19 protein-coding genes are annotated in these 23,012 nt (G+C 41.3%); 3 read left to right on the plus strand and 16 right to left on the minus strand.

The window, feature by feature from the left end; all coding sequences use genetic code 11:
- Positions 1-190: 190 nt before the first annotated feature.
- From AB1L17_RS22265 to AB1L17_RS22275, 3 genes are all read left to right on the plus strand, one after another.
- Positions 191-1,441: a helix-turn-helix domain-containing protein gene (locus tag AB1L17_RS22265; protein ID WP_412847517.1), complete on the plus strand. Its 1,251-nt coding sequence runs from the start codon at positions 191-193 to the stop codon at positions 1,439-1,441.
- Between the two features lie 912 nt (positions 1,442-2,353).
- Entirely contained in the window at positions 2,354-3,232 is an 879-nt protein-coding gene (locus AB1L17_RS22270; RefSeq protein WP_412847516.1) for an amidase family protein, read from the plus strand.
- Entirely contained in the window at positions 3,180-3,689 is a 510-nt protein-coding gene (locus tag AB1L17_RS22275; RefSeq protein WP_412847515.1) for an amidase, read from the plus strand. Before AB1L17_RS22270 ends, AB1L17_RS22275 begins: the two co-directional genes overlap by 53 nt.
- A gap of 316 nt (positions 3,690-4,005) precedes the next feature.
- Here AB1L17_RS22275 and AB1L17_RS22280 read toward each other — a convergent pair whose 3' ends face one another.
- The 16 genes from AB1L17_RS22280 to AB1L17_RS22355 all read right to left on the minus strand — a co-directional run bounded on the left by AB1L17_RS22280 (position 4,006) and on the right by AB1L17_RS22355 (position 23,012).
- A complete protein-coding gene (locus AB1L17_RS22280) occupies positions 4,006-4,476 on the minus strand; it encodes a Rok-like winged helix domain-containing protein (protein ID WP_412847514.1) in 471 nt (156 codons plus the stop codon).
- 81 nt (positions 4,477-4,557) lie between these two features.
- On the minus strand, positions 4,558-5,919 hold the full coding sequence (locus AB1L17_RS22285) for a helix-turn-helix domain-containing protein (protein WP_412847513.1): 1,362 nt from the start codon (positions 5,917-5,919) through the stop codon (positions 4,558-4,560).
- A gap of 244 nt (positions 5,920-6,163) precedes the next feature.
- Positions 6,164-6,496, minus strand: coding sequence for a hypothetical protein (locus tag AB1L17_RS22290; RefSeq protein ID WP_412847512.1), 333 nt, complete (start codon positions 6,494-6,496; stop codon positions 6,164-6,166).
- A 245-nt stretch (positions 6,497-6,741) separates the two neighbouring features.
- Positions 6,742-10,092 carry a DNA topoisomerase 3 gene (locus AB1L17_RS22295; protein ID WP_412847511.1) on the minus strand — a complete coding sequence of 1,117 codons (3,351 nt, stop codon included), beginning with the start codon at positions 10,090-10,092 and terminating at the stop codon, positions 6,742-6,744.
- A 690-nt stretch (positions 10,093-10,782) separates the two neighbouring features.
- Positions 10,783-10,983, minus strand: coding sequence for a hypothetical protein (locus AB1L17_RS22300; RefSeq protein WP_412847510.1), 201 nt, complete (start codon positions 10,981-10,983; stop codon positions 10,783-10,785).
- A 564-nt stretch (positions 10,984-11,547) separates the two neighbouring features.
- The gene (locus AB1L17_RS22305) at positions 11,548-15,435 is read right to left on the minus strand and encodes an ABC transporter permease (RefSeq protein WP_412847509.1); all 3,888 of its coding nucleotides are present in this window, start codon (positions 15,433-15,435) and stop codon (positions 11,548-11,550) included.
- A 5-nt stretch (positions 15,436-15,440) separates the two neighbouring features.
- Entirely contained in the window at positions 15,441-16,364 is a 924-nt protein-coding gene (locus tag AB1L17_RS22310; protein WP_412847508.1) for an S-layer homology domain-containing protein, read from the minus strand.
- A gap of 44 nt (positions 16,365-16,408) precedes the next feature.
- Positions 16,409-16,822: a thioredoxin family protein gene (locus AB1L17_RS22315; RefSeq protein ID WP_412847507.1), complete on the minus strand. Its 414-nt coding sequence runs from the start codon at positions 16,820-16,822 to the stop codon at positions 16,409-16,411.
- A 244-nt stretch (positions 16,823-17,066) separates the two neighbouring features.
- The gene (locus tag AB1L17_RS22320; protein WP_412847506.1) at positions 17,067-17,546 is read right to left on the minus strand and encodes a hypothetical protein; all 480 of its coding nucleotides are present in this window, start codon (positions 17,544-17,546) and stop codon (positions 17,067-17,069) included.
- A gap of 18 nt (positions 17,547-17,564) precedes the next feature.
- On the minus strand, positions 17,565-17,960 hold the full coding sequence (locus AB1L17_RS22325; protein ID WP_412847505.1) for a hypothetical protein: 396 nt from the start codon (positions 17,958-17,960) through the stop codon (positions 17,565-17,567).
- 42 nt (positions 17,961-18,002) lie between these two features.
- Positions 18,003-18,194 (minus strand): hypothetical protein, encoded by a 192-nt coding sequence (locus AB1L17_RS22330; protein ID WP_412847504.1) that lies wholly within the window; start codon positions 18,192-18,194, stop codon positions 18,003-18,005.
- Positions 18,195-18,250: 56 nt separating this feature from the next.
- A complete protein-coding gene (locus AB1L17_RS22335; protein WP_412847503.1) occupies positions 18,251-18,385 on the minus strand; it encodes a hypothetical protein in 135 nt (44 codons plus the stop codon).
- Positions 18,386-18,395: 10 nt separating this feature from the next.
- On the minus strand, positions 18,396-19,295 hold the full coding sequence (locus AB1L17_RS22340; protein WP_412847502.1) for a hypothetical protein: 900 nt from the start codon (positions 19,293-19,295) through the stop codon (positions 18,396-18,398).
- A gap of 17 nt (positions 19,296-19,312) precedes the next feature.
- Positions 19,313-20,320, minus strand: coding sequence for a hypothetical protein (locus tag AB1L17_RS22345; protein ID WP_412847501.1), 1,008 nt, complete (start codon positions 20,318-20,320; stop codon positions 19,313-19,315).
- Positions 20,320-21,855, minus strand: coding sequence for an ATPase, T2SS/T4P/T4SS family (locus AB1L17_RS22350; RefSeq protein ID WP_412847500.1), 1,536 nt, complete (start codon positions 21,853-21,855; stop codon positions 20,320-20,322). Before AB1L17_RS22350 ends, AB1L17_RS22345 begins: the two co-directional genes overlap by 1 nt.
- Positions 21,855-23,012 carry a hypothetical protein gene (locus tag AB1L17_RS22355; RefSeq protein ID WP_412847499.1) on the minus strand — a complete coding sequence of 386 codons (1,158 nt, stop codon included), beginning with the start codon at positions 23,010-23,012 and terminating at the stop codon, positions 21,855-21,857. Before AB1L17_RS22355 ends, AB1L17_RS22350 begins: the two co-directional genes overlap by 1 nt.

Consider the following 23,012-nt stretch of genomic DNA (forward strand, 5'->3'; position numbering starts at 1 on the left):
TTAGAGTACACCCGGTCGTAGCTCCATCCAAAGAATAATAACCCTCCCTAAAAATCCATACACTTTCAACTAACCTATATGCAAGATTTCAATAATCTACATTTTTCGTACAGGTAAGTATTACCAAATATTTACGAATGTGTTATTATTAAAAAAATTAAAAACGATAAATTTTTTTAGGAGGCTTCCAATGTTTACGGAAGAAATTGGAGCATTACTCCTTGCCTACCGACAACGGGAAAATATATCGTTGAGTGAGCTTGCAGAGCGTACAGGTATTGGCAAGACAACACTTTCAAAAATCGAGTCAGGGGAAACAAGACAACCAGGGTTCTCTCAGTGGAAAAAGATCGCAATAACTCTCGAAATTCCGTATGTCGATGTGATCGCCAGCTACTTAGGTACAACCGAAAGACCTACATCGATTCAATTACTTTTAAAAGAGGCTATCACTCTAAACAGCAAAACGCTGGTACGACAAGCCGCTCAAAAGTTACTGGAGTCTACAAAAATAGACACATTCTTTGCGTTAGACCATTTGCTTCAGGTAGTACACGAAATAGAAGATCGCGACACTATACTGGCCTTGTACGACATAATAATTGATCATACGAGAAAACGCGGCATTCCTTTCTACTTGGGTAAATGCCTCTATGAGCGATATATGTTAGAAAGGGACGATTTCTCGCGATTTGATGAAACTTTCCGCCGAGGAAAAGAATTGCTACATTATATCGAGTACCTGCAGCCAGTGGAACGTATTACTTATAACTATCGTATGGGGACACATGCGTACATCTTAGGATACTATGCGGAAAGTATAGATTTTTGTAGAAAAGGGATTCGCGAAGATGACACTGACAATAAACCTAAAGCTTCTGCTCTCATTTCAATTGTCAATTCATACCTGAGGTTGGACGATCTGATACTAGCGAAATACTACCTGAAGGAGTACGAAAATAGCGAATACGCAGACTATCGAAAGAATCATCTGCGAGCACTTCTCCATGCAAAGAAGGGGCAGCACGAGGATGCGATACGCCTGTACGAGCAGTGCTTGGCTGAAGCTCAGCAGGACAGTCGTGTAAGCATTGTGAGTGATCTTTTGGAAGTCTATTTAGAGCGTGGCGATGAAGCTCTAATAAAAGACCTGATCGACTCAGAGGATCAATTTCTATTCGAGGACATTCTCTCTCATCCCTACCGGATCAAGCAGGCTGCACGATACTACAAGCGAAAAGGTGTGTGTCAGCTCACGATAGGATGCGTTGAGGACGGTTTTGATAGCCTCCTACATAGTATGAGTTACTATCGGCAGCTGGGGGCGGCTGATAAAGTGCTCGAATGCTTAGGACTCTTATTAAAGTATCATCGACAGCTTCAGAAGGAGATTTCAATAGAAGACATGGAAATTATTGAGAAATTCTGTCATAATGATTAAAAACGGAATAAGGGAGGTACAGCCTGTGAAAAAGAAGCTGCTTATATTCACCTTTGCTTTCCTATTCACCGTAACGCCACTGTTAACAACGCATCTTAACGAGCACAAAGTAATACTTAACAGTGCCGAACCTGATTGGTAGAGCGTTGCTAGTAATTGTCTGCCCTTGTAGTGAGAACGCTCTCACTGCGGGGGCATTCTATTTTACTAAGAGGATTGATGATTAGTGGTGAATAAGCTACCAATAAAACGTGCAACAATAAAATACATCTACGAAAAAGAGCCTCATCTTCCGCTGGGATCGGATATGAGGCCCTTCTTTTATAGCGGTGTTATTTCATTATTATACGACCTGCTGGTTCCACTCCTAAATTCCGTCAAACATTGGCTTCGGTTCACCTATTAGTAGCAAAGAAGTGATGAGGCCATATCCAGAAATCCCGCTGATCGCTCCCGCTCGTCAGGAAAGCCGCATGGCCCCTCCAGTTGGTTGTTCGGTGAAAATGTAGTTTTAGACTAGAAAATAAAGTCTTAGCTATAATGATCGCGGTAGTCACCTTGGTGCGCTGCTCCAGATTGTTATTCCGGATCGATGCGCCGCCGGCGCGCGGAGCTCAACGGGACCCGCCCTGCTTGTTGGCCACTCCTGCAATAACGATCGCGTCAGTCGCCCGGGGGACTGCTCCTGGTTGTGTCATTCCGGATCGATGCGCCGCCGGTGCGCGGAGCTCGACGGAATCCTATGCAACAAGGATCGTGGAGAACACCACCAGTCTACTACTTTATTTTCCTTTTTCATCTTCCCACTTCTAACTCAAAAGCCTCTAGTCTAAAACCTATTTTTACTAGGCAGCTCATCCGATAAAAAATAAACAGCGCTACAACAGGCGCTGTCAGTCTACTACTTTATTTTTGAGAACAGTCGCGGAGAGACTTGACTCGGAGCGACGGGAACACGGGGCTCTCGGACCGCTTCACGGCATCCCGATCTTGCTCAAGGACAATATTGATACAGGTGACCGCATGCATACTAGTGCCGATTCGGTTGCTCTTGCTGAACATTTCGCTCCAAAGGATTCGGCCGTGGCCGCGCAATTAAGGGCTGCGGGATGTGTATTCCTTGGTAAGGCAAACATGACGGAATGGGCTAACTTCATGTCGGGCACGATGTGGGCGGGGTATAGCTCCAGGGGCGGTCTGACGCTTAATCCTTATGGGCCCGGCGAGTTGTTTGTAGGCGGCTCGAGTTCGGGCTCTGGCGCGGCGGTTGCCGCGAATCTGCGTGCCGCTGCCATTGGCACAGAAACTTCGGGTTCGATCATCAGCCCGTCCTCCCAAAACGGCATCGTCGGTATAAAACCGACTATCGGGCTCGTCAGTCGTACAGGAATCATTCCGATTACACATAGCCAAGATTCGGCCAGTCCGATGACGCGTACGGTCAGGGACGCCGCGATCTTACTCGGGGCCATGACGGCGGCAGATCCGGAAGATGCGGCTATGCTAGAGAATAGGCGAATAGCGTATACGGATTATACGCCTTTCTTGGACGCGAACGGTTTGCAAGGCGCGAGAATTGGCGTTCCGCGATATTATTATCGAGGATTGGACAAAGCCCGGGCGGTGATTATCGAGCGGGCGATCACCTTGTGCAAGGTACGCGGGGCGATCGTCGTAGACCCGGTATCGTTGCCGTGCGAGAGTGCGAGAGTGCGAGAGTGCGAAGTGGGACTGGGACGTGATGCGGTTCGAATTCAAAAAAGGACTGAACGACTATCTCGCCAAAGCTGACCCCGGCGCATTCGTTTGGTCGTTAGATGAACTCATAGCCTATAACGAAGCGAATCGCGACGTCGCACTTAAATATGGGCATGACAAGCTGATCTGGTCGAATGGAACAAGCGACACATTGTCTGAACAGGTGTACGCCAAGTGTTTGCGCCTTAACCATGAGTTATCCCGTGACCAAGGCATCGACCACGTGATACGTGAACATCGGCTGGACGCGCTGCTGTTCCTAGGCAACGAGGAAGGGATTGATTTGTCCGCGCATGCGGTGTATCCTGCCATTACCGTGCCGGGCGGGTACGCAGAGACAGGCATCATCGCCGAAGGCGGCTATACGACCAAAGGGCCGCAGGGAATCACTTTCGTCGGAACCGCCTACAGCGAGCCTTCGCTTTTCCGTCTCGCTTACGCCTACGAACAAGCAAGCCAATACCGTTATGCGCCGACAGATCCGGTTTAATGCCGTCCGTTAAGGAACAGTAGGCTTACTTCACAATAACCTAAAGGGCGTGAGTGGCCGTCATTACTTCTGTTCCAGCAGCCCTGCGCCAATAAGCCCCATTCAGGTAACGCGTATGAAACGACACCCAATTCATTCGTTCTGTTCCTATCAACCCCAATTTCAATAACCTGGATCCTCATATGGGTATTGAGAGAATACCCTATTTTCTTCGACGAAACTTCTCAACTGTTTTTTCACTTCTTCATAGACATCTTCCTCAAGCCGGTAAGAGTGATGCGCTGATAGCAAGCTTACGATTTTCATTGCTTGTCATTTACTCTTCATTATTTGCATAATAAAATCTTTTGTTTTCCTTCTTAATTCTATTAGTAAGGGACATAATTCTGTTTATCGCTACTGTTGGATTGGAAAACTCAAGATTATGCTTTTCTTTTAATAGACGGATAATTTCTGACGATCTTAATCCGTCCCCACTTTCTTGTAAAATGGAAATAGCTTTTGGGACTACCTCAGCAGCATAATTATACTTTCGATTCCGGATTCTAGGCGTCTTATTATCAAGTTCTTCCGGAGTGTGGGCAGTGTTACCATCCTCAGTTGATTCCACAACCATACACTTTGATTCTGAAGGTGCGCTTTCCTCAATTGCTCTGATTCTATTCAAAACTTCTTTTATCTCGATCACTAGTTCTTTGTCTCTTTCTATGTACTCTTTGCGTATAGCTGCTCGCTGTTCAATTATGGAAACAAGATACATTTCTAACGCTTGCAGTTCTTTTATCATTTTCTTCATCCTTTACGAATAGATTCTAGATGGAAATGGCTACAAAGAAATGCCAGGATTTATTGGTGTAGTATTGCCCAGTTAAAACCGTGGATTGGGAATAAGTGAATGATGCATCGTTTGATATTGCTCACTAAATACTTTATAGAATATCTCAATCGCCTCAAAATAAGGTCCCTTTTCCTCTTGTGCGAAACCCAGTTCAGTAAGGACCAATGCATTCTCAATTGAATCCTCTTCAGTTTGTTTTAGTGCTTTTTTCAGAAAATAAATTTCTTTGTCTTTATGTTTCAATATACGATAATAATTGGCCCAAAGATGAAAACTTTTATATGATAGGTTTGGATCATTTATCTGTTCTAGGCGTAAATCACTTTGATGCAGAAGTTTCTCGGCAAACTCTAAATTTCGGTCTTTTAACAACATAGAAATTAATAGATGAAAAAACTCTACAGTCTTTTGCTGGCTATATGGGGGTGCTTTCTGTTCTATTAACTCTTGAACAACCTCGTTCTCAATTATTGATATTAAATGCTGATAATTCATTGGATCAGACTTATAAATAACATACAAAGCATTTAACGATAGAATTAGGTACTCGACATCATTTTCGGAACGAAAATAAGACATGCAGCCGGTGATATTATTAATTGCTTCATGTGGTTTTTTCTTCAAATAGAAAATGATACCCTGTATGAATTTACTTAATTCAAACATCTTCCCTTTAGTAATTGTCTCTATTTCATAACAATATTTTAATGCATGATCTAATCTATTAATATGGAGATTCAATACAGCACCATTAAAAAAGGTGTTTACCCGTTCTTCAATCTCAACATTCATTTCTGGATTTGTACAGACCCTTTCTGCCATTTCAAAGAAATGGAGAGCTGAATGTATATCGCTTTGTGCAAATTCCAAAGTTGAGAGCGCATTAAGTGATTTAACCCTGAATTTATAAATTTCTTCATTACTCGCCTTTGAATTTATAACCTTTTTGAAATATGTACTTGCTTTAATGTAATCTTTAATTTTCAGATAATAGTCTCCCCAAGAAAAATAAACGGACGGTAATAATTCATTAAGATCAAGAGATTCTACCTTATTATGAATTGTTGAAAGGAGCGATTCCGCTGTACTTAATAAATTTAGCGATAAATAAATAGAGACTAGTGTCATATCAGCTTTGATTCTTTCGACAACTTCTGTATTTAATGGCCTACGTATTACTTGATCTAACTTAACCCCTAAGCAAGAACACATAGTTTCAATATCTTGCAATGTTGGTTTTTGAGCCCCCCGCTCAATATTACTAAGTTTTCCTATTGAGAACCCCGTTTCTTCTGCTAAAGATTGAAGGGTAGCTCCTTTTCCTTTTCGAATTTTACGGAGGCGCCCTCCAATATCGGGAGGGATAATTCTATTATCCTCATGTTTTTGCACAGGTATTATTCCCTCTTTTCTTCCCTTTTCTTTCATAATAGTATGTATGACTAAGGAACTATATCATGTAAATTTTACCATAGAGGTAATTACTATCAATCACCAGTACTTAATAATTGAAAAAAATCCCTTCACTAACCACCTATACAGTAGCACAAAACCCCTTGTATCACTTATACATATTTAACACAAAAAAAAGCAACGTCCTCGACGTTGCCACCTAACAATCATTTACTAAAAGCGATTAGTTTGATTTAAAAAGAAATGGGTTTTTATGTGTGAAATACTGATATTTGTCGTCGAAAGTGAGACCAAAATCGTAAAGAGCCTGTTCTTGAGCAAAGACATGGACTGAATTATTTACTTCTTCATAGAAGTAATTAGTTTCGACTTTAGATCGATTCCGTAATGGAATACTGTCAGACATTCCTGCTAAAGCCATCATATGCATCTGCGCTAGAAGGAGGGCTGCCTCTTCCCGATTTTTTTGCAGAAAGATTATGTGATCTGCTTGATCATTCATAGAGGTCTCATCAATCAATTCAGCAGTCTTTGGATACAATGTAAAGTCAATCATTATCGGTCCTTCCCCTTCCTTGAACACATGGATTTCGTTGGTTGACTTCAGAATACTCGGTGAATAGATTTTAAGCAAATTTAGTTTAAGAGTGTTCTAAGGAACGAAAGAAATGAATATCCTCTTATAGAAAATATCCAAAAAGGATGATGTCGTGGATCCCGTCCAGAATTTGGACGGGATTTCTCGTTATATAATACTTACTTATAGAAGCAGTTAACTGAACTCGATGCCTACCTTTTATATCAATTTTGAGAGGCGTACCGAACCACGCGTTGAATCTCTTCATCAGATACAAAAGCGGATTGAATTCGTCTAGTCGGGGCATCTTGTGATTGATAAAGCATATCACCTTTTCCTAAAAGATCCTCCGCACCAGGCTGATCGATTATCACCATTGAATCAGGACTGCTTGCAACCGAAAACGCTATACGCACAGGCAAATTACTCTTAATTACAGGACTCAAACATTGTTTACTTGGACGCTGGGTTGCGATAATCATGTGAATTCCAGCTGCTCTGGCCAACTGGGCTAAGCGCTGTACCTGGTCTTCTACACTATTCTCAGCGACCATAAGCAAATCTGCTAATTCATCGATGACTAATACAATGAAGGGTAAGAGTGGTTCTCCCTTAACCGATTGTTTCTGATTGTACCCGCCAATGTTTTTTACTCCAGCAGCGTCAAACAAATCATAACGTTGCTTCATAATATCGATTAACTTCTCGAGTGTTGTTCCGGCTCTTGCAGGATCTTTAACAATGGGCATTAGCAAATGAGGTAAGGTTTCATATGCACTAAGCTCGACTTGCTTAGGATCAATGAAAACGAATCGTAGTTCTTCTTTGGTACACGTATACAACAACGAGCAAATAACTGAATTTATGAAGACAGATTTGCCGCTCCCTGTGGTCCCTGCCACCAATAAGTGAGGCATCTTCGATAAGTCTCCATAAACTGGCTGCCCCTCGATGTCAGCTCCTAATGGAAATGTGAGCCCTGTCCTACGTGCCATAAACTCCTTATTTTCTAAGAGACTCCGTAAGTAAACAGGAAGTATTTCAATATTTGGGACTTCAAGCCCTATTGTGTTCTTTCCTGGAATCGGAATATGCATCGTGATCTTTTCTGCCATGAGTACTGCTTGAAAGTTATGTTTAAATCGCTTGTAGCTCGAATAATTTACGCCTTTGGCTGGAAGTAATTCATAGCGAGTAATACGGGGCCCAATTGTTACACCTACCACTTTCCCCGGGTACTTTAGAGATTCAGCTTCTTTCTCAATTTGAATGAATTCTTTTTTATGATCTTTAGCCATTTTCTTTTGCTTTGGTGCTGAATGTAGGAGATTAAGTGGAAGAGTTAACTCACGTACGCTCGGGTATCGAAACGCTAGCTTCCCCGCTTCAATTACCAAGCATGCATTAAATGGCGTTAAACTATTCGGTTTTTTCAAACCAGTCTTTAAATCAGTAACATCACCACATAAAAGAGCGCGCATGTCTTCGATCGTTACCGGCTGACCCAGGATGACCTTGCTGATCGAGAAATCACAATTCGGGTATGTGGAGCATCCATACAATTTTCCTTTCTCAATTACTGGACTTCCACATCTAATGCAGGCCCCGAGTTCCTCCTCGGGTTTGTCATTTCCGTTCTGATCGGGAGAACGATTTACTTTTCCACGACTGTTACTCTTATCCACCTCATGCTGTCTATTTTCTGCCACGTTGTTGATCATATTACTATTGATCCAATCCTTCTTGGTAGCAACGTCTTGAACGAGTTTCTTAGCCAGGAGTTTAACTTGCTCCATGAAGACGGCAGCGTCTGCTTTTCCTGTTCCTATTTCCCTTAATCTTTGCTCCCAACGTGCGGTAAGTATAGCACTGGATAAAACAGAATCTCCAATAGCCTGAATTAAGAGTCTACCTTTTCTTGTGGGAAAGACTAAGTTTTTTCTTACATCAATGTACTCTCTATTTTTCAGTACTGTAATAATGCTGGAGCGGGTTGCCTCTGTTCCGAGTCCTTCCGTATCTTCCATGACCTTCTCCAAATCTTCATCACCAATCTCCTTGCCGGCGGACTTCATCACAGCAATGAGATCCCCTTCAGTATAGCGTTTTGGTGCCTTAGTAACTCCCTCGTGAACATGACAATCGATTACGTTGCCTACTTCATTTAGCTGCAGGCTCGGCAGCGGTTGGTACATTTCCTTAGTACCTGTATTTTCTTCGTCAACGAAATCATGTGTATGAATTACCTTATGCCAACCTGCATCTATCAGTTGCCTACCAGTAGTACGAAAAGAAAACTTTTCATCGACAAGGGTGACAATTGTTGTATAGTCGAAGACTGCATTTGGATAGTGTGCCGCTACGACACTCCTCACGACAAGATCGTATATCTTTTTTTCATCATCAGTGAGCGCTGCTAGATCCGGGACGGTTTCAGTTGGAATGATCGCGTGATGATCACTAACCTTTGACTTATTTGCGAACCGCTTATTGTGAAGAATGCTGGTTATAGGAGCTGGTAAGCACTGCTGATATTCAGGATATTTCGATAGATTGTTCAAGATTTCTGGCAATAACTTTGCTTCTTCTTCAGTAATATACTGACTATCCGTTCTTGGATAAGTCAGGTAGCCTTTTAAATATAGATTCTGGCAGATATCCAGAACCAATTTTGGTGAGAATTTATACTGTTTGTTCGCAAAAGTTTGCAAGGTTGAAAGGCTATATAACAAAGGCGGGCTAAACTCTTTACGTTCTGTTTCAACATTTCGAATGAGTGCATTTTTACCAAGACAGTGTTTAGCTAACTGCTCTGCTTTCCCTTTTTCTAATCGGTCCAAAGCTCCTTTGAACCATTTTCCTTTATATGATTTTTCATTAAAATTAAAGGTCGCAAACACCTCATGGAATTTTTCTGGAATGAAGGATTCAATATCCTCCTCTCTTTTACATATAAGGCCAAGTAACGGCGTTTGGACCCGGCCACAAGAAAATGTTCCATCTACCCCCATATTTTTAAAAGCAATTGTGTACGCGCGTGAAGTATTTAAGCCAATTAACCAATCTGCCTGTGCTCGAGCTTGCGCTTCATAAAATAAAGGGCGTTTCACTGCTTCAGGCAACAGACTTTGAAAAGCTTTCATTACACTATCTTTTGTAAGCGAACTCGTCCAAAGCCGTTTAATTGGCTTCTTACATCCAGCCAGATTAAGTATTAGCCTGGCTATCGCCTCACCCTCTCTACCTGGGTCGGTTCCTATAATTATCTCAGAAACGTTTTTTTGGTTAACAAGACGCTTTACAATGCCAAATTGTTTGGCTTTGTCCTTCAATATTTTGTACCTAAATGTTTCGGGAATAATCGGTAGTGTTTCAAGGATCCAATTCTTATATTTTTCGTTATATGCCTCTGGTTCTTCAAGAGCAACTAAATGACCTAGTGCCCAGGTAATATAAGCTCCTTTTGGAAAAATAGAACAAGGTGTTACCTCAATAAATCCATCCTTCTCCCTCCAATCAAAGGGAGTGGCAAGCTTTTTTGCTTGATCCTTCTTTTCAGCAAGCACGACTACCATAAAGTCTCCTTTCCAAGCAAAAAAAGAGCAACCCTAATCACACGAAAAAACGCATGATAGAGTGCTCCTCTGAATGCTTAGTTTAGTTATTTATATTGCCAGTTAATGTTTCATATAGGTCATACTTCTAATGATATAGATTGTACAGCAGTTCGTAAACATAATTTGTAAAAGCAATGCAATTTTCCAGAATAAAAGTGATGACATTTTCTAGCAGCGTCTGCCTGCGATCTCAGCCGAGAACCCTCAACTGCTCCATATCTTACCCGGACATCCCTCAGGTTAATCTATAGCTCCTTTTCCGGGTAGTGATGGGTAATCGTTGTTGCTGAACTGTTTAGGCCTTATGAGTGTCCCCTGTTAAGGGTATGTGACTGATTTTGTTGTTATAAATCTAAACATCCTGTCGACCCTGCCGTCGCCCAGGGAACCCTGAAGCAAGTGCAGCGGTATGCGAACATTACCGACTTCAACTAAGTGCTTGAACGCTGCTTTGTAGGATTCGTTCGTATCGGTGACTGCCGAACCGCGCGACTGATGAGCTAGATCCGTCCACTCCTTCCATTAGCCCAGCAGGATTTGGGTAGCATGCATTCGTGAAATGAGAGCCGTCTTCACCGTATTGAGTCTTGTGCTGCCAGAAAATGGGGGAAAGGTCAATGTAGTCTTCTCCCTTCTCCTTCGCCATCTTCAGCGGCTGCGTTGAATGTTTAAATCTGCGGGTTCATGGACGCACCGAACGCCAATGCGGCATCTACCGGCGTAATCGACAGCACGTAGAAGCGGGCCGCGGGCAGCAGTTCCCTTTTTACGTTCGACCAGCCGAATGAATTGCTGTACGGAAGTCTTCTTCACTACCCCTGGCGGTTCCCCGAGATCGTTCTGCTCCATTGCCAGGAACACATGCGACGGCTAGCGGCTCGTTCTCTCTTCCAAGCCGTTGAGCCCACAATCCCCCCATAACGTTCGCTTCAGGGAGAAGGTCATCGTTCGTCAGTCCTCAGATAATGGAGTCGCCTTCGAACAAGCTACTGCCGAACAATTCCTGGACGCTTCCTGCAGGTGTCTGCGTCGTACTGTTATTGAAAATGTAGTTTTAGACTAGAAAATAAAGTCTTAGACTGATTAGCTAACAATACTAATCGCGGTGTCGCTCTAAGAGCTGCTCTAGATTGTTATTCCGGATCAAGGCGCTGCCGGCTCGTGGAGCTCGATGGGACCCACCCGGCTTGTTGGCCACTCCTGCAACTATGATCGCGGCAGTCGCCCAGGGAGTTGCTCCTGGTTGTGTCATTCCGGATCTAGGCACCGCCGGGCGCGCGGAGCTCGACGGAATCCTCTGCAACAAGGCCCGTGGAGAACACCACCAGTTACTACTATATTTTTTGAGAACAGTAGTGAGCTTAGTCTGACCAAATCATTAAAGAGAAATCCCCGGGGTTAACCGGGGACGTTTTAGTGAAGCCTATGCAATTCATAAAAGTTTGTCCAAATATCTTGGATTGTTATGGTGTAAGTATCTGTTTCTGTGTGGCCATGATTCCAGGTAGCAAGGAACGTGAACGTATACGGACCATTTAACAAGCGTTCATAGGTATTCTTCCACATCGACCCTGTAAATGTATAAGAAGTCACACGCTCATTCAGAAAAGTAGAATCATTGGTTATGCTCATCGTAACCTTTACACTCTGAAGTTTCACAGGCGACGCACCCGTATCTGGAGTGTCCCCCCTCAACATGAACCTTTCTCCAGCCCAGTACATGTCATAATATCGGGGGACTTCTGGGTTGCCACTCTTCTTTGTATTATATAGTTTTCTATTTGTATTCCACTGATCTGTATGCATTACTTTTCCTACTACATATAAATCAAAGACTTCAAATTGGGTTTTGTCACCTTTGATATTAATTGTAAAAGTATTGGAGATTTGATCACTGTCAGTTTCAGTGCTGCAGTTTTCTCCATCCTCATCACAATTCTCAAATGACACTGAAAAGTCGACTTTATAGTTCGCCACAATTTGGAATCCTTCAGCCGTTACGACATACTTAGTGGATAAAAGATCAGTTCCATTTTTCTTAGTTGGGACTGTTGTACCGGTGTAGAAATTAGACTGTGTCTGCTGCTTCGTGTTTAATGAATAGGTTGCATTAACCCCTGGTCCGTTTACTGTCATAGGTGTAGTTGAAGGCCAAGTAGTCATTGGGTTTCCAACTGCATTCCAATATGTAGGGCTTGCAGTTACAGAAACTCCTTTTACATTATCACCCGAGTAACGATCCGTAAGTTCGCTTCTCTTTTCATTGATTGCATTATTTACAGCAGCATTAACTTGTCCCAACGCTTGATTAATCTTTGTCTGATCAATTTCCACTTCAATTCGTGCTCGTTCTTTTTCCCATACTCCGTCATTCGGCAGATTCAATAGACGATCTCCAGAATCGTAAACACGAATTTTTAGCTGGCCACCATCGATCGGACCTCCAGGAGATGGGGTTTCGCCTCCACCAGGTGGTGGATCTCCTCCACCAGTTACCTTGATTGGCCACTCTGCACGATTATCAGGCCATTTCGATTCATTAGAAGGCTTATTCTTATCTGGATTGATGTTGGCAATAAAGTTCTCAGATTTCTCCGGATATTTCGTTGGTACTGTAATTTTGCGAACTTCCCCTGGTTTAAAACCTTTTACATCCAGAACAGTGGCTGTTGGAGAACTCGCCCAACGTACTGCTAGTTTTGTATCATGCTCCAATTCGCCTTCATTTTTAACATTGAATGTAATTGTTGCATTTGTCCCAGCTGCTTGAGGATCCTTTGGGGTAATCTCAAAGCTACTTTTCTGAATTAGAAGGTTTTCTCCACCTTTAGGAGCATCTCCAATTTGAACAAAAAAGTGGCCATCGCATCCATCACTTTGCGTGGAATAAAATTGCACCTTGTACAATCCTTCGAGCATGATGTTGTTGTCGTCTTCCGGAAAGAGAACCCAGTGACTATTATTTGATTTGTTTGAACCAGAAAGAGACTCTCCATTACGCTTTCTTTCCCACTTGCCTGTAGCAGGGTCGAACCATCTCATAGAATAATGACTATCGTCAGAAAAAAACATACGGAAAGAGTACTTATCCGGAATTTCATCCGCAGCCATTTCTATGGTTTCTCCACGTTTAATATCCTTCTTCCATAGCACTTCTTTCTTGTTATCAATCCATCGGTATTCTACGGAAACCATGATGTCCCAACACTTACGATCTGTTTCAATCGTGAACCTTACTTCACCCGTGCAACCCGTCTCGGACTCGAAAAGAAGTACGATTTCATCACCAACATCTACACTTGTTGGTAGCATGAGCCTAAACTTTTCGTTTGCCGCTAACTTATCGGTTAACGCTGTTTTTTCTCCTCCAGGACTCTTCAAATACCATGTACCTGATACCTGAGAGGAAAACGACATATTGGTATCATACTGATCACCGGCTTCAGTAAAGTACTTGATGTATACCGGGTCTGTCAGTGTATACCCGGAACTAGCAGATCCATTCATCGCTTCGCCTTCAGGAGAAAATGGCAGCGGTGGCTCACCGTGTACCAAGAATCTTACCTTTTTTTGCTCAGCGATTGAGCAGGAAGCATCTTTTACTACAATCGTTATTTCCCAATTACACTCAGGCCGATCTTCCCATTTTGTCCCATCAAAGTTAAGCTTCAGCTTGTACGTTTTACCTCTTTCGAATTGGACATTATACGGCTCGTGCGTTGTTCCGTAGGGAAGTTTTAAACTCGAGGAATTATATGGCCCCCATCTTCCTTTGTCACTTTCCTGAACCGGCAACGTATAGATTTTTCCGTTCGGAAGTGTTACATCCCACTTCAAGGAGGCATCTGAACTGTCACCGTATTTCGTTGTGTACTTTGCCTTAAACGTAAGCTTATCGAACTGCATGATCTCGATCGTCTTACCGTTACTAACTCCGGATGCTGACAGAGTAACGATCGGACATGAGTCTTCACCGTCTGGCGACTCAACCCTAAAATACTTTTCCCAGCATTCGGTTCCATCGTCAGATGTGTACACCACTTTGACTCGGCCAGAACTACCTATGCTACCGGTTCCCACTTTTTTATTTCCACCTGATCCAGGTTCCATCGTATCTTTATTCATTTTAAAAGTACCAGGCTTGGATGCATAAAGAGTTATGGTAGCGTTTTTCTCGACAGCAATATCCGATCCACCGCTTGGTATTGAATTGTGATTCTTAACGTCCTTATCCCCTTCTACCTGAATATCCATTCTTGTCTTCGTCGATCCAACTGAACATGATGGTCCTGGGGTTGGATCGGTAGGGTCTGTAGGATCGGTAGGGTCTGTAGGACCTGGATTTCCTACTTTAAATGGGACACTATAAGCTACACCAGCCCCTCCTACTGCTAAAGTATTTTGACTGTTTCTATCATGTAAATCAGTAATTAATACTCGCGCTTCATAGTTTCCTGCTTTCGTTGGAACAAACTTTTGACCTGATTTCTCAATATGATAGGGATTACCAGGACCGCCTACAGAGCTATCACCATTCTGCATTGCGGAATGGGTTCGAATTTCATTACTAAAACTATACTCTGTTTTCCCGGTATCCCTATTGTAAATATAATAATTCAATACCTTAATTCCACGATTATAGAAGCTATAATCCTCCGCCCAAAAGTTAACATTAACAGTGTCACCTACATTGTATTGTGACTTACTGCCAATCCCAATCCCACCTTTTGGGCGTGGGCTCGTTTCAAAATTTACGACAACCTTATATTTTTCATCGGGGTTATTCGTTGATACAGAGGTGAACGTTTGCGGTAATCCTCGTCCGCCGGACATCTCAGCTACCTCAGCTAAAAGGTAGCCTGTGTATAAGGTATTGTCTATTTTATCTTTTACAGCAAACCCATACAGGCCGTTAGCTGAAGAAATAAACGACGGATTCCCATTAAAAGTAGAAGCCCATGAACGTGCTTCGTTGATGTTAACTACAGCATACCCATTATTAGAACTAGTAGAATTTTTCGAGTAGTTTAGGACTTGTCCAGCTCCAGAGGTAGTTCCTGTCACTTTTACATCTGCGATCGTAACATCCATTTCTTCTCTTCGGTCCACGTTTTCTAGCATATCAAAAAATTGCTTTGAACTCCCAATTACCCTTTTATACCGATCTAAGTATCCAGGGATTGTACCATGCAGCTGAGGATTTGATACTGCTGCTTGAGCATTATTCCAATAGGCAGAGTATTCGAGAACTCCTACAAGAAACAATATCCCTGCTAATAGTGTAAGTAAGAACCGCTTCACTACCCTCACCGCCGAATATTTTTATGATTTAGTGAGTGAGGTAAATTATTGTAGTGATAATATGCTAATGGAATAGCCTCCCCTTTTCTAACGATTCTGACGACCATTTCAGTTGCCTGAGAAACATTAATTAATAGGTTCCCCGTCTTTTCATGCTCAATTACCTTAGGACCTTTTAAATATAGAGTAATATCCAAAGCGTACTTTTGAGAGCTAGGTACAGTACCAGTCAAAATACCATTTTTTAATTTCATACTTTTATTAAATTGCATAAATAACTTTTCCGCATCTTGAATGCCTATATAATCCATATGGAGTTGATGTATGCTAAATGCTAAATCTCCTCGTGTCATGTTAGATTTACTATCATATTTTGTAGTCGCTACCCCATTTGGAAACGAACCCGATTTTTCTGTTATCCACCCTGAGCCTACTACATATTCAATATTGGATCGGCCTTGATACTCAACAGACTCTTTTTTTGTGCGCGATTGTCGCAAGTTCTCCCAAGCATTAACGATTAATATCGCTGCTTCCTCACGAGTTAAGACTTTATTTGGGGCAATGGCTACATTTTTGAGTATTCCATCTTTATTAGCCTTTCCATAATAACCTTTAGCCCAATGGCCTGCTGGTAATCCTGGTACCGCTGATTCTTGTGTTAACTTCTTTATTTGTACTAAACCAGCAATCATTTCTGCTTGTGTAAGCTGCTTATCCGGTTGGAAATTCCCATCAGGAAATAGCCACATCAGATTGTTCTTTACCACGTATTCAATGTTCAACTTATACTTATGATTTTGAAAATCTTTTGTACTCTGTTGAGCGGCAGCATCAACAGATTGGCTGTAACCAAGAGGAATAAATCCTAGAGCAAGCGTAGTAACTACCAATCCTTTTGCTACAATGTTTTGAGCATTTATCTTCATATTCTGTCTTCCTCCTAAAAAGTATTGGCTTTCAATGGTTGTGTTCACATGTTTTTATTGATAAACTTGTGAACCGCCTGTTCACTAACTGATCCTTCAATTTTATCGATTACTTTCCCCTCTTTTATAAAAAAGACTGTCGGTGTAACCTCTGCACCCATTTCTATTGCTTTATCCATCTTTACTTGGTCTTTGTTAATATTCCAACTCTCAACCTGTAAATCAGGGTAACTGCTCACCGCTTGTTCAAAAGAAGGTGAAAATTCTGTGCAGTATCCGCACGAATCACTGTAGACATATATTATTCCTTCATTAAACTTCTCAGGAGTTGCCTGTACTACTGCTTTCTCAGGAGTTGCTTGCACTACTGCTTTTGCAAAGAATACCACTGCGATTACTAAAAATACTGCGCCTAAGCCTAACAAATACTTTTTGTTATTCGATATCCAACTAACCATTTGGGCCTCCTTTTTATTACTCTCTTCCTATTTTGAATGATTGTTGTGTATCAATCAAAAAATGGGAGCATGAAATTAAAAAAGACAGTCGTCTCCATTTGGACTCTTAAGAGTATCATTCAAGCAGAATGCTTGATAGTCGATACCGAATAGAATCCAAAGGACGCCTGTCCTCTGTAAGCAAAATGAGTTAGAAATACTTGGATTTATTCTAACATATTGGCAGAGAACAGACACTAAGAAGTTATGGAAATGGGTATTCAAAGACGACTGGTTTTTGAATATAAGCATTTGAAGAAGTTGCGCTATACTTTGGTGTTTTTATTCTTACGACATAGACTACTGCTGGTCCATAGATTGTTCGCTGAATACCATAAGTACTGTTCTTATAAAGGTATGGGAACTTAACGTTATCCTTAAAATCTATATAGTCCTCAAACAATATATCCATTTCACTGGTCAACATAGTATTTGGGAGAGGTTTCAAAGTAACAGGATCTAGACCAATATTGGCCGACATTGTATTTTTAAATGCCAGAAGTGCCCGATCCGTAACAAACTCTATTCTTCCTTCCCCCCAAGCTACTGGATCAACTTGTAAACTTGCATCGTGGGCTCCCCGGTTAATACTATTTTTTAATCGTTCATGAGTTAAGCGATGAATCAAATGGTCATCTTGAAAGTTTTGCAACTGAACATAAAAGATCATTAATAGAACAATCATCAATACCTTTCTCATAGGTCACCGTATGATATACTCTGACATTTGTTTAGCGTATTTCTCAATGCGATCATTGTATGAATCATTGTCAAAGAAGTTTGGCAATATCCATAGTCTTTTGTGAGGTACTGAAAGTGATGCTTCGATGTACTGTCCTCTATCTGTTAAAGTGGTGGTGCCTCTAAACTGGATTTCTGAGTCTTCGTATCCGAGTTCAGCTACCAATGTATTTTTCATTTTATTAATGATCTCAGGAGTAAATCTCCCATTCTCTCCATTAGCAGCTTCTTCTATCGCCGAGTCTAAGATCATTTCTACAGTGTAACTACGCAGTGCATATACTTCGTTTAATATTGGTTGAAATAAGATGTATATGAGAATAAAGATAGTAAGAATTTCTTCCAGAGCTTTCTTCATATGTGTTCCTCCCTTAGTGGGAAGGGGGGAGGCCCCCCTTTTTTAAGCTAGTTGGAACTTTTCATGGTTAAACTCAACATCAACCATAGAAGTTGGCCAGTCAGCTTTGTCAATTTGCGTATCTACCTCATCTCTTTTTCCATCTGTCTTTTGCCAAAGGAATACAAAGATGAATACAACAACGCAAGATACAGCGACTCCAACCATCAACATTTTAATTAGTACGTTTTTCATGAAATGTCCTCCTAAATAATATTTATGTCTAAGCCTATTGGCTTGACTTTGGATTACTACAAACGGTTGATAATTACTTCAGAGTCCTCTTTTTTTTCGCCAAGTGTATCCCAAGCCCAGCCATAAATGTAAACAACTATGGCGGAGACACTGACTCCTACCATCAACAATTTGACTAATACTTGTTTCATTTAATCCCCCCTATCGTTTGTAATGGTTTGATAGATCAGTTAGGTAATTGGTTTCCATTTGCGTTAATGTCAGAGCGTTTAGCCCGTAACAAACCAAAGGTAAGAATGCTACGGCATATCCCATGTATCCGTAGACTTTGAGTCTTCTCCGCTTGTTTTCACGTTGTGCGTTCATGAATGTTGTCTGTCGATCCTGAATCAGTTGAAGAGCTTTATCTGCATCACTTTGTCCGATATCCTGCAACAACTTAACAAACTGGCTAGCTTCAGGTGTACCAATTTCTTTTGCAAGAATATCGAAAGCTTCATGTGAATCCTTTCTCCAGTTGGCAAGAGCAAGATCTAATGCGGGTTTGATCAGATCGAAATATTCCCTCAAACTCAGGAGTAGGTTATACATGTTTCTGGCTTCGGCCTTGGATGTTTGGATTTCATCCGCTACCATTGAATAGAGCATAAACAGTTCTCTATTTTTATTTGCAGTCCGAAGTATAGTAATATTCGTAAGGACAAAACCAATTGGGAATACTTTTTCAGGATGTGATGCAATGAATAAAAACACCGATCCACTGATTCCCATAATGAACCCTTTCATCGAAAAGCCACCAACGAGATTCACAACTATAACTAAGAGAACGATGGTTACGACAGATATATAGCGAAAGTATTGGTATTTGATGAGAGACACACCCATGGGATATCCTGCATCTCGGAAAAGTTGATTCATCTCCGGATCATATAGGAAGTTTTCAAACTGCTTCTTTTTTTCATTGATGGATTGCTGAAGCCGCAGCTTAAAAACTTTCCGGCGTCTATCGTCGACCAACTCTGCCATTTTATACAGGAAAAACGCTGCAAGAAGTCCAAACAAGGTGCTAATCAGTAAGAGTAAAGACTCAAGCTGGCTCAAATTTTTCTCACCTCCAATCAAATGTCATTTTTAGGTTTACGAAACCATATGGCAGAAACGACTGAAAGGAGAATGGATATAATAGAAGCTAAAAACCAAAAACGGCCAGCTTCCGTTTCGAATTGATGATGATAAGCGCGTTGAAAAGTCGATAGATATACTAATCCCATTAAACTAACAGGAAAAGCAATCGGATGAAGCCAGGCCAAGTGAATAATATCGCTATTGGCGCTTTTTTCATCGTCCATCATCTGAATATTTGCCTGTAAAGCCCTATCCGCCATTTCCAGACTCGTTTCGATGTTGATCCTACTTACGATGCTTTTTTGAATTGCAAGGCCGATATTCTTAGCAAATGTTGTGTCAATCGAATACATGAATACTTCAATTTCATGCCTTAACTGATATTCGTCCGCCTGGATTCGTGCTGCCTTAGCGATCTTCCGTAAGCGGCGCTGAATGTTCACATTAGATATGGCATCAGCTGTTTCTAGTAGAGTTTCGTACATTCGACCATTATTCTTACGATATTTGGTTAATAGTAGCCCACTCGTTTCAGCCAAATCATATCCACCTTGGATGCGAATGAGTCTTAACCTTACAAAGAGAATCAACACCGGAGCTGCAGTAAGCACGCTGGAGACTGCAATCTTGAAAACAAATGCAGAAAAGTAGTTTGAAAATGTAGCTTCTAACGAACCGAATATATTAGAACCAACCTCAATTGAAATGAAACTTATTGCAAAAATAACACCTTCAATCATGAGAAATTTATAAACTGTCGTCTCGTTTGCATCCATGGTTGAATGTAGCAGCATATCTATCTTTCTAACCAATTTCCAGTTCGACTTTTGAGGGTCTGCTTTTTGTGCTAGACTTCTGAATCTTTTCCGATTCATTCGAAAAAGCACAGCTTCTTCTCTTAACTTATTGGTGATAGCAAAGAAAATCGTTAAAAGTGAAGCTGATGTTAGGATTGCTGCAATAAACGGAATTCCAAAGCGAAGAAGTGTTCCAAGCTCCATTAGTTTTTCACTCCTTCAGTTAGAAGCTCTCTCATTTGTTCCAGGTATCCAGCAATTTTATATAGTGGCTGCTCGTGTACAGGATTGAAATATTTAACCGGCTCAATAGACAATGGTGACTTTTGAGAAAGCTGTTCCAAAGTCGTGAGTAGCATATTTGTAGCCTCACGATTTTGCCGCATCATTTCTTCGATCAACTTATTACTGATATCGAAATGATACTCATAGTTTTCGGAAATGGGATTACGCCACATCCAATAATGACTACTTACCTCACCGGTATACTTGTTGTAGCGGATTTCTTGAATCGAATTTACCCACTTGTGAGTTTTTTCTTCATTTTGTCGCAGATCAATAACCAAATCCAACTTAGAAGCCACCCGCGCAAGCTCACTTTCGTACCTTCTACCCGGAAACAAATCTAGATTTAGATTAGCCCATTGCGACGGTATTTCTTCCGCGTCTTCAGTATGATAGGTACCCATAAAACCTTTCTTTAACCGTTCACATGCAAGCATTGCCCCTTCGACTTCCACACGGCGTATCTCGCCAATAATTGCATAATCGATGTCCGAACGAAGAACCAAATCAAAAACATGATGAAATTTTGATTCGTCTACAATGAATTCCACAACAGGATGATCGGGGAAGTCCCTACTCATAGCGAGTTCATAATGCTTTTCGATGATAGCCGCTGTGAGATGTGAAGACCTTTCAGCGAACATTGCTTTTAGAAACGTCGATTTACCAGTAGTTGGGGCTCCGCCTACAACCTTATTGCAATGCGTCTTGCTTATCCCGCGAAAAATAGGCAACGCTTCACCGTCAAACATCCGACGTGCAGCTAGGTCAGCAAGAGTAACATGGTTTATCAAGAATCTACGGAAGGTAATAGTCACGTTCTTTACCCTTGGTGGGATAATGGCAGTAACCCGCTCTCCTGTATATAGATCGACTTCCGCATAAGGGTTATACCTATTAATCCTGTTTCCTTCATTGTGGTAATCGAGTCTATCAATAATGCGTTGAACGGTTTTATCAGATTTAAATGAAAATGGCATCTTCTGATTTTTCCCGTTAATAAACATATAGATATTTCTACCAATTACTTGGGCAGAGTATGAATCAGGGTACTTATTCCAATGTGCCAGTGGCCCAAAACCAAACAATTCGTGGTAAAGTGCATGTGTAAGTTCCGAAAAACGCTGTTGTTCCTCTGCTGCAAAAGGAATTAAGCCCTCATAATATTCAGGAAGGTCGGCATACTTAATGTTGTTTTCGTTCAGGTAACTCTGAATACTTTCCATCACCAATGTGACATGCTCTGGTACACCAATAATTGCTTTGTGACATCTTTCAAGTAGTTCTTGTTGCTCTTTTTGTTTGGATTTCTCAAACTCTGCATCAAAGTGACGATCGTATGCTAGTGCGATTTCTTCAAATTCTTTAAATTCGCTTTTAACGATCTTTCTGTTGTCTATATTGTTCCCTAGATCGATACCTTTAAAGTGGCCGACGTAAAATTTTTGATTCATCATTTCACCCCGAAGGAAAATACCTTCCCAATAAGAGAGGATTTTCTTTTTAAAGCTTCCTCTTTTATAGGAAGCCCATACATATCAATCAAAGCTCTAGCTAACCTTTCTGTCGTATCTGTATAAAGCTTGCTGACATTCCCTTCACTCACTTTTTGTTGAATACGGAGGTAAAAATCTCTTTCATAAGGAATTTCACCCCAACGTTTCATTTTAAGTTCCTCAATAATTTCCTTTGGTTCTACGAGACCAGGCAAATCTTGACTCTTGTTAACCAAAAGTAAGATATTCTTTCTCTCAATATCAAAATGAGGATGCAAAATTTGTTCATACTGTTCTTGAAACGCGTTAATATGGTTCCACATCTGTGTCATCAATAAAATGTGTGCATTAGAAGAGTACAATCCTTGGGCAGCTACAGCGTTATCAATATTCGCTCCAATATCCAGCAAAACAATGTCAAATGCCTTTTTTGCTTGCACCAGAAGATGACAGACACCTTCTTGCTCATAAAAGTATGTCTTCTTAATTACCCGATTTCCGGCAATATAGTAAACATTCTCACCTAACATGTGAGCCTTATCGTACAAATCCTCTGGAGTCAGATGTTTCGACTGCATCAATCCCCAAAGCTCGTCAAAGGTTTTACCTTTGTAATCAAGGATTTCATAGCTACCAGAGCTAAAGCAATTTAAACCGATAACACCAATTTTGGCAGTCGTTTGTTTCCCCATTTGTTGAGCGATTGAAAGAATGCTTGATGTAAGCCCCTGCTGTGGAAGGCTGCTAAAGAAACCAATTAGTTCTGTTTCTTTTGGGATCCTTCCAAAGTACATTTGCTCAACCTTCTGAATAATGCTTTCCACGGAATGGAACGGCATGATGCAGTCTACTTGGTTTGTCTGGCAGACTAATCGTTTGTACTTGGTTCCCTCTTCAGAATTACTAATAAGGTATAGAATTTTTCCTTTCTGATATCTCTGTCGGATATCGGGTAAATCAGATGGTTCAACTTTCATATCTGAAATTACCAAAAGATCCGATTCGTTTTCGTTCAATTCTTCAATTTGGGCAAGCGGTACAACACTGGCCACTCCCTCAATTCCTTGAAGTTTTTCGATCAGGGAACCATCATCCAAGTAAGTATGAAGTCTCAT

This window comes from Brevibacillus jepli, assembly GCF_047229145.1.
Classification (GTDB): Bacteria; Bacillota; Bacilli; order Brevibacillales; family Brevibacillaceae; genus Brevibacillus.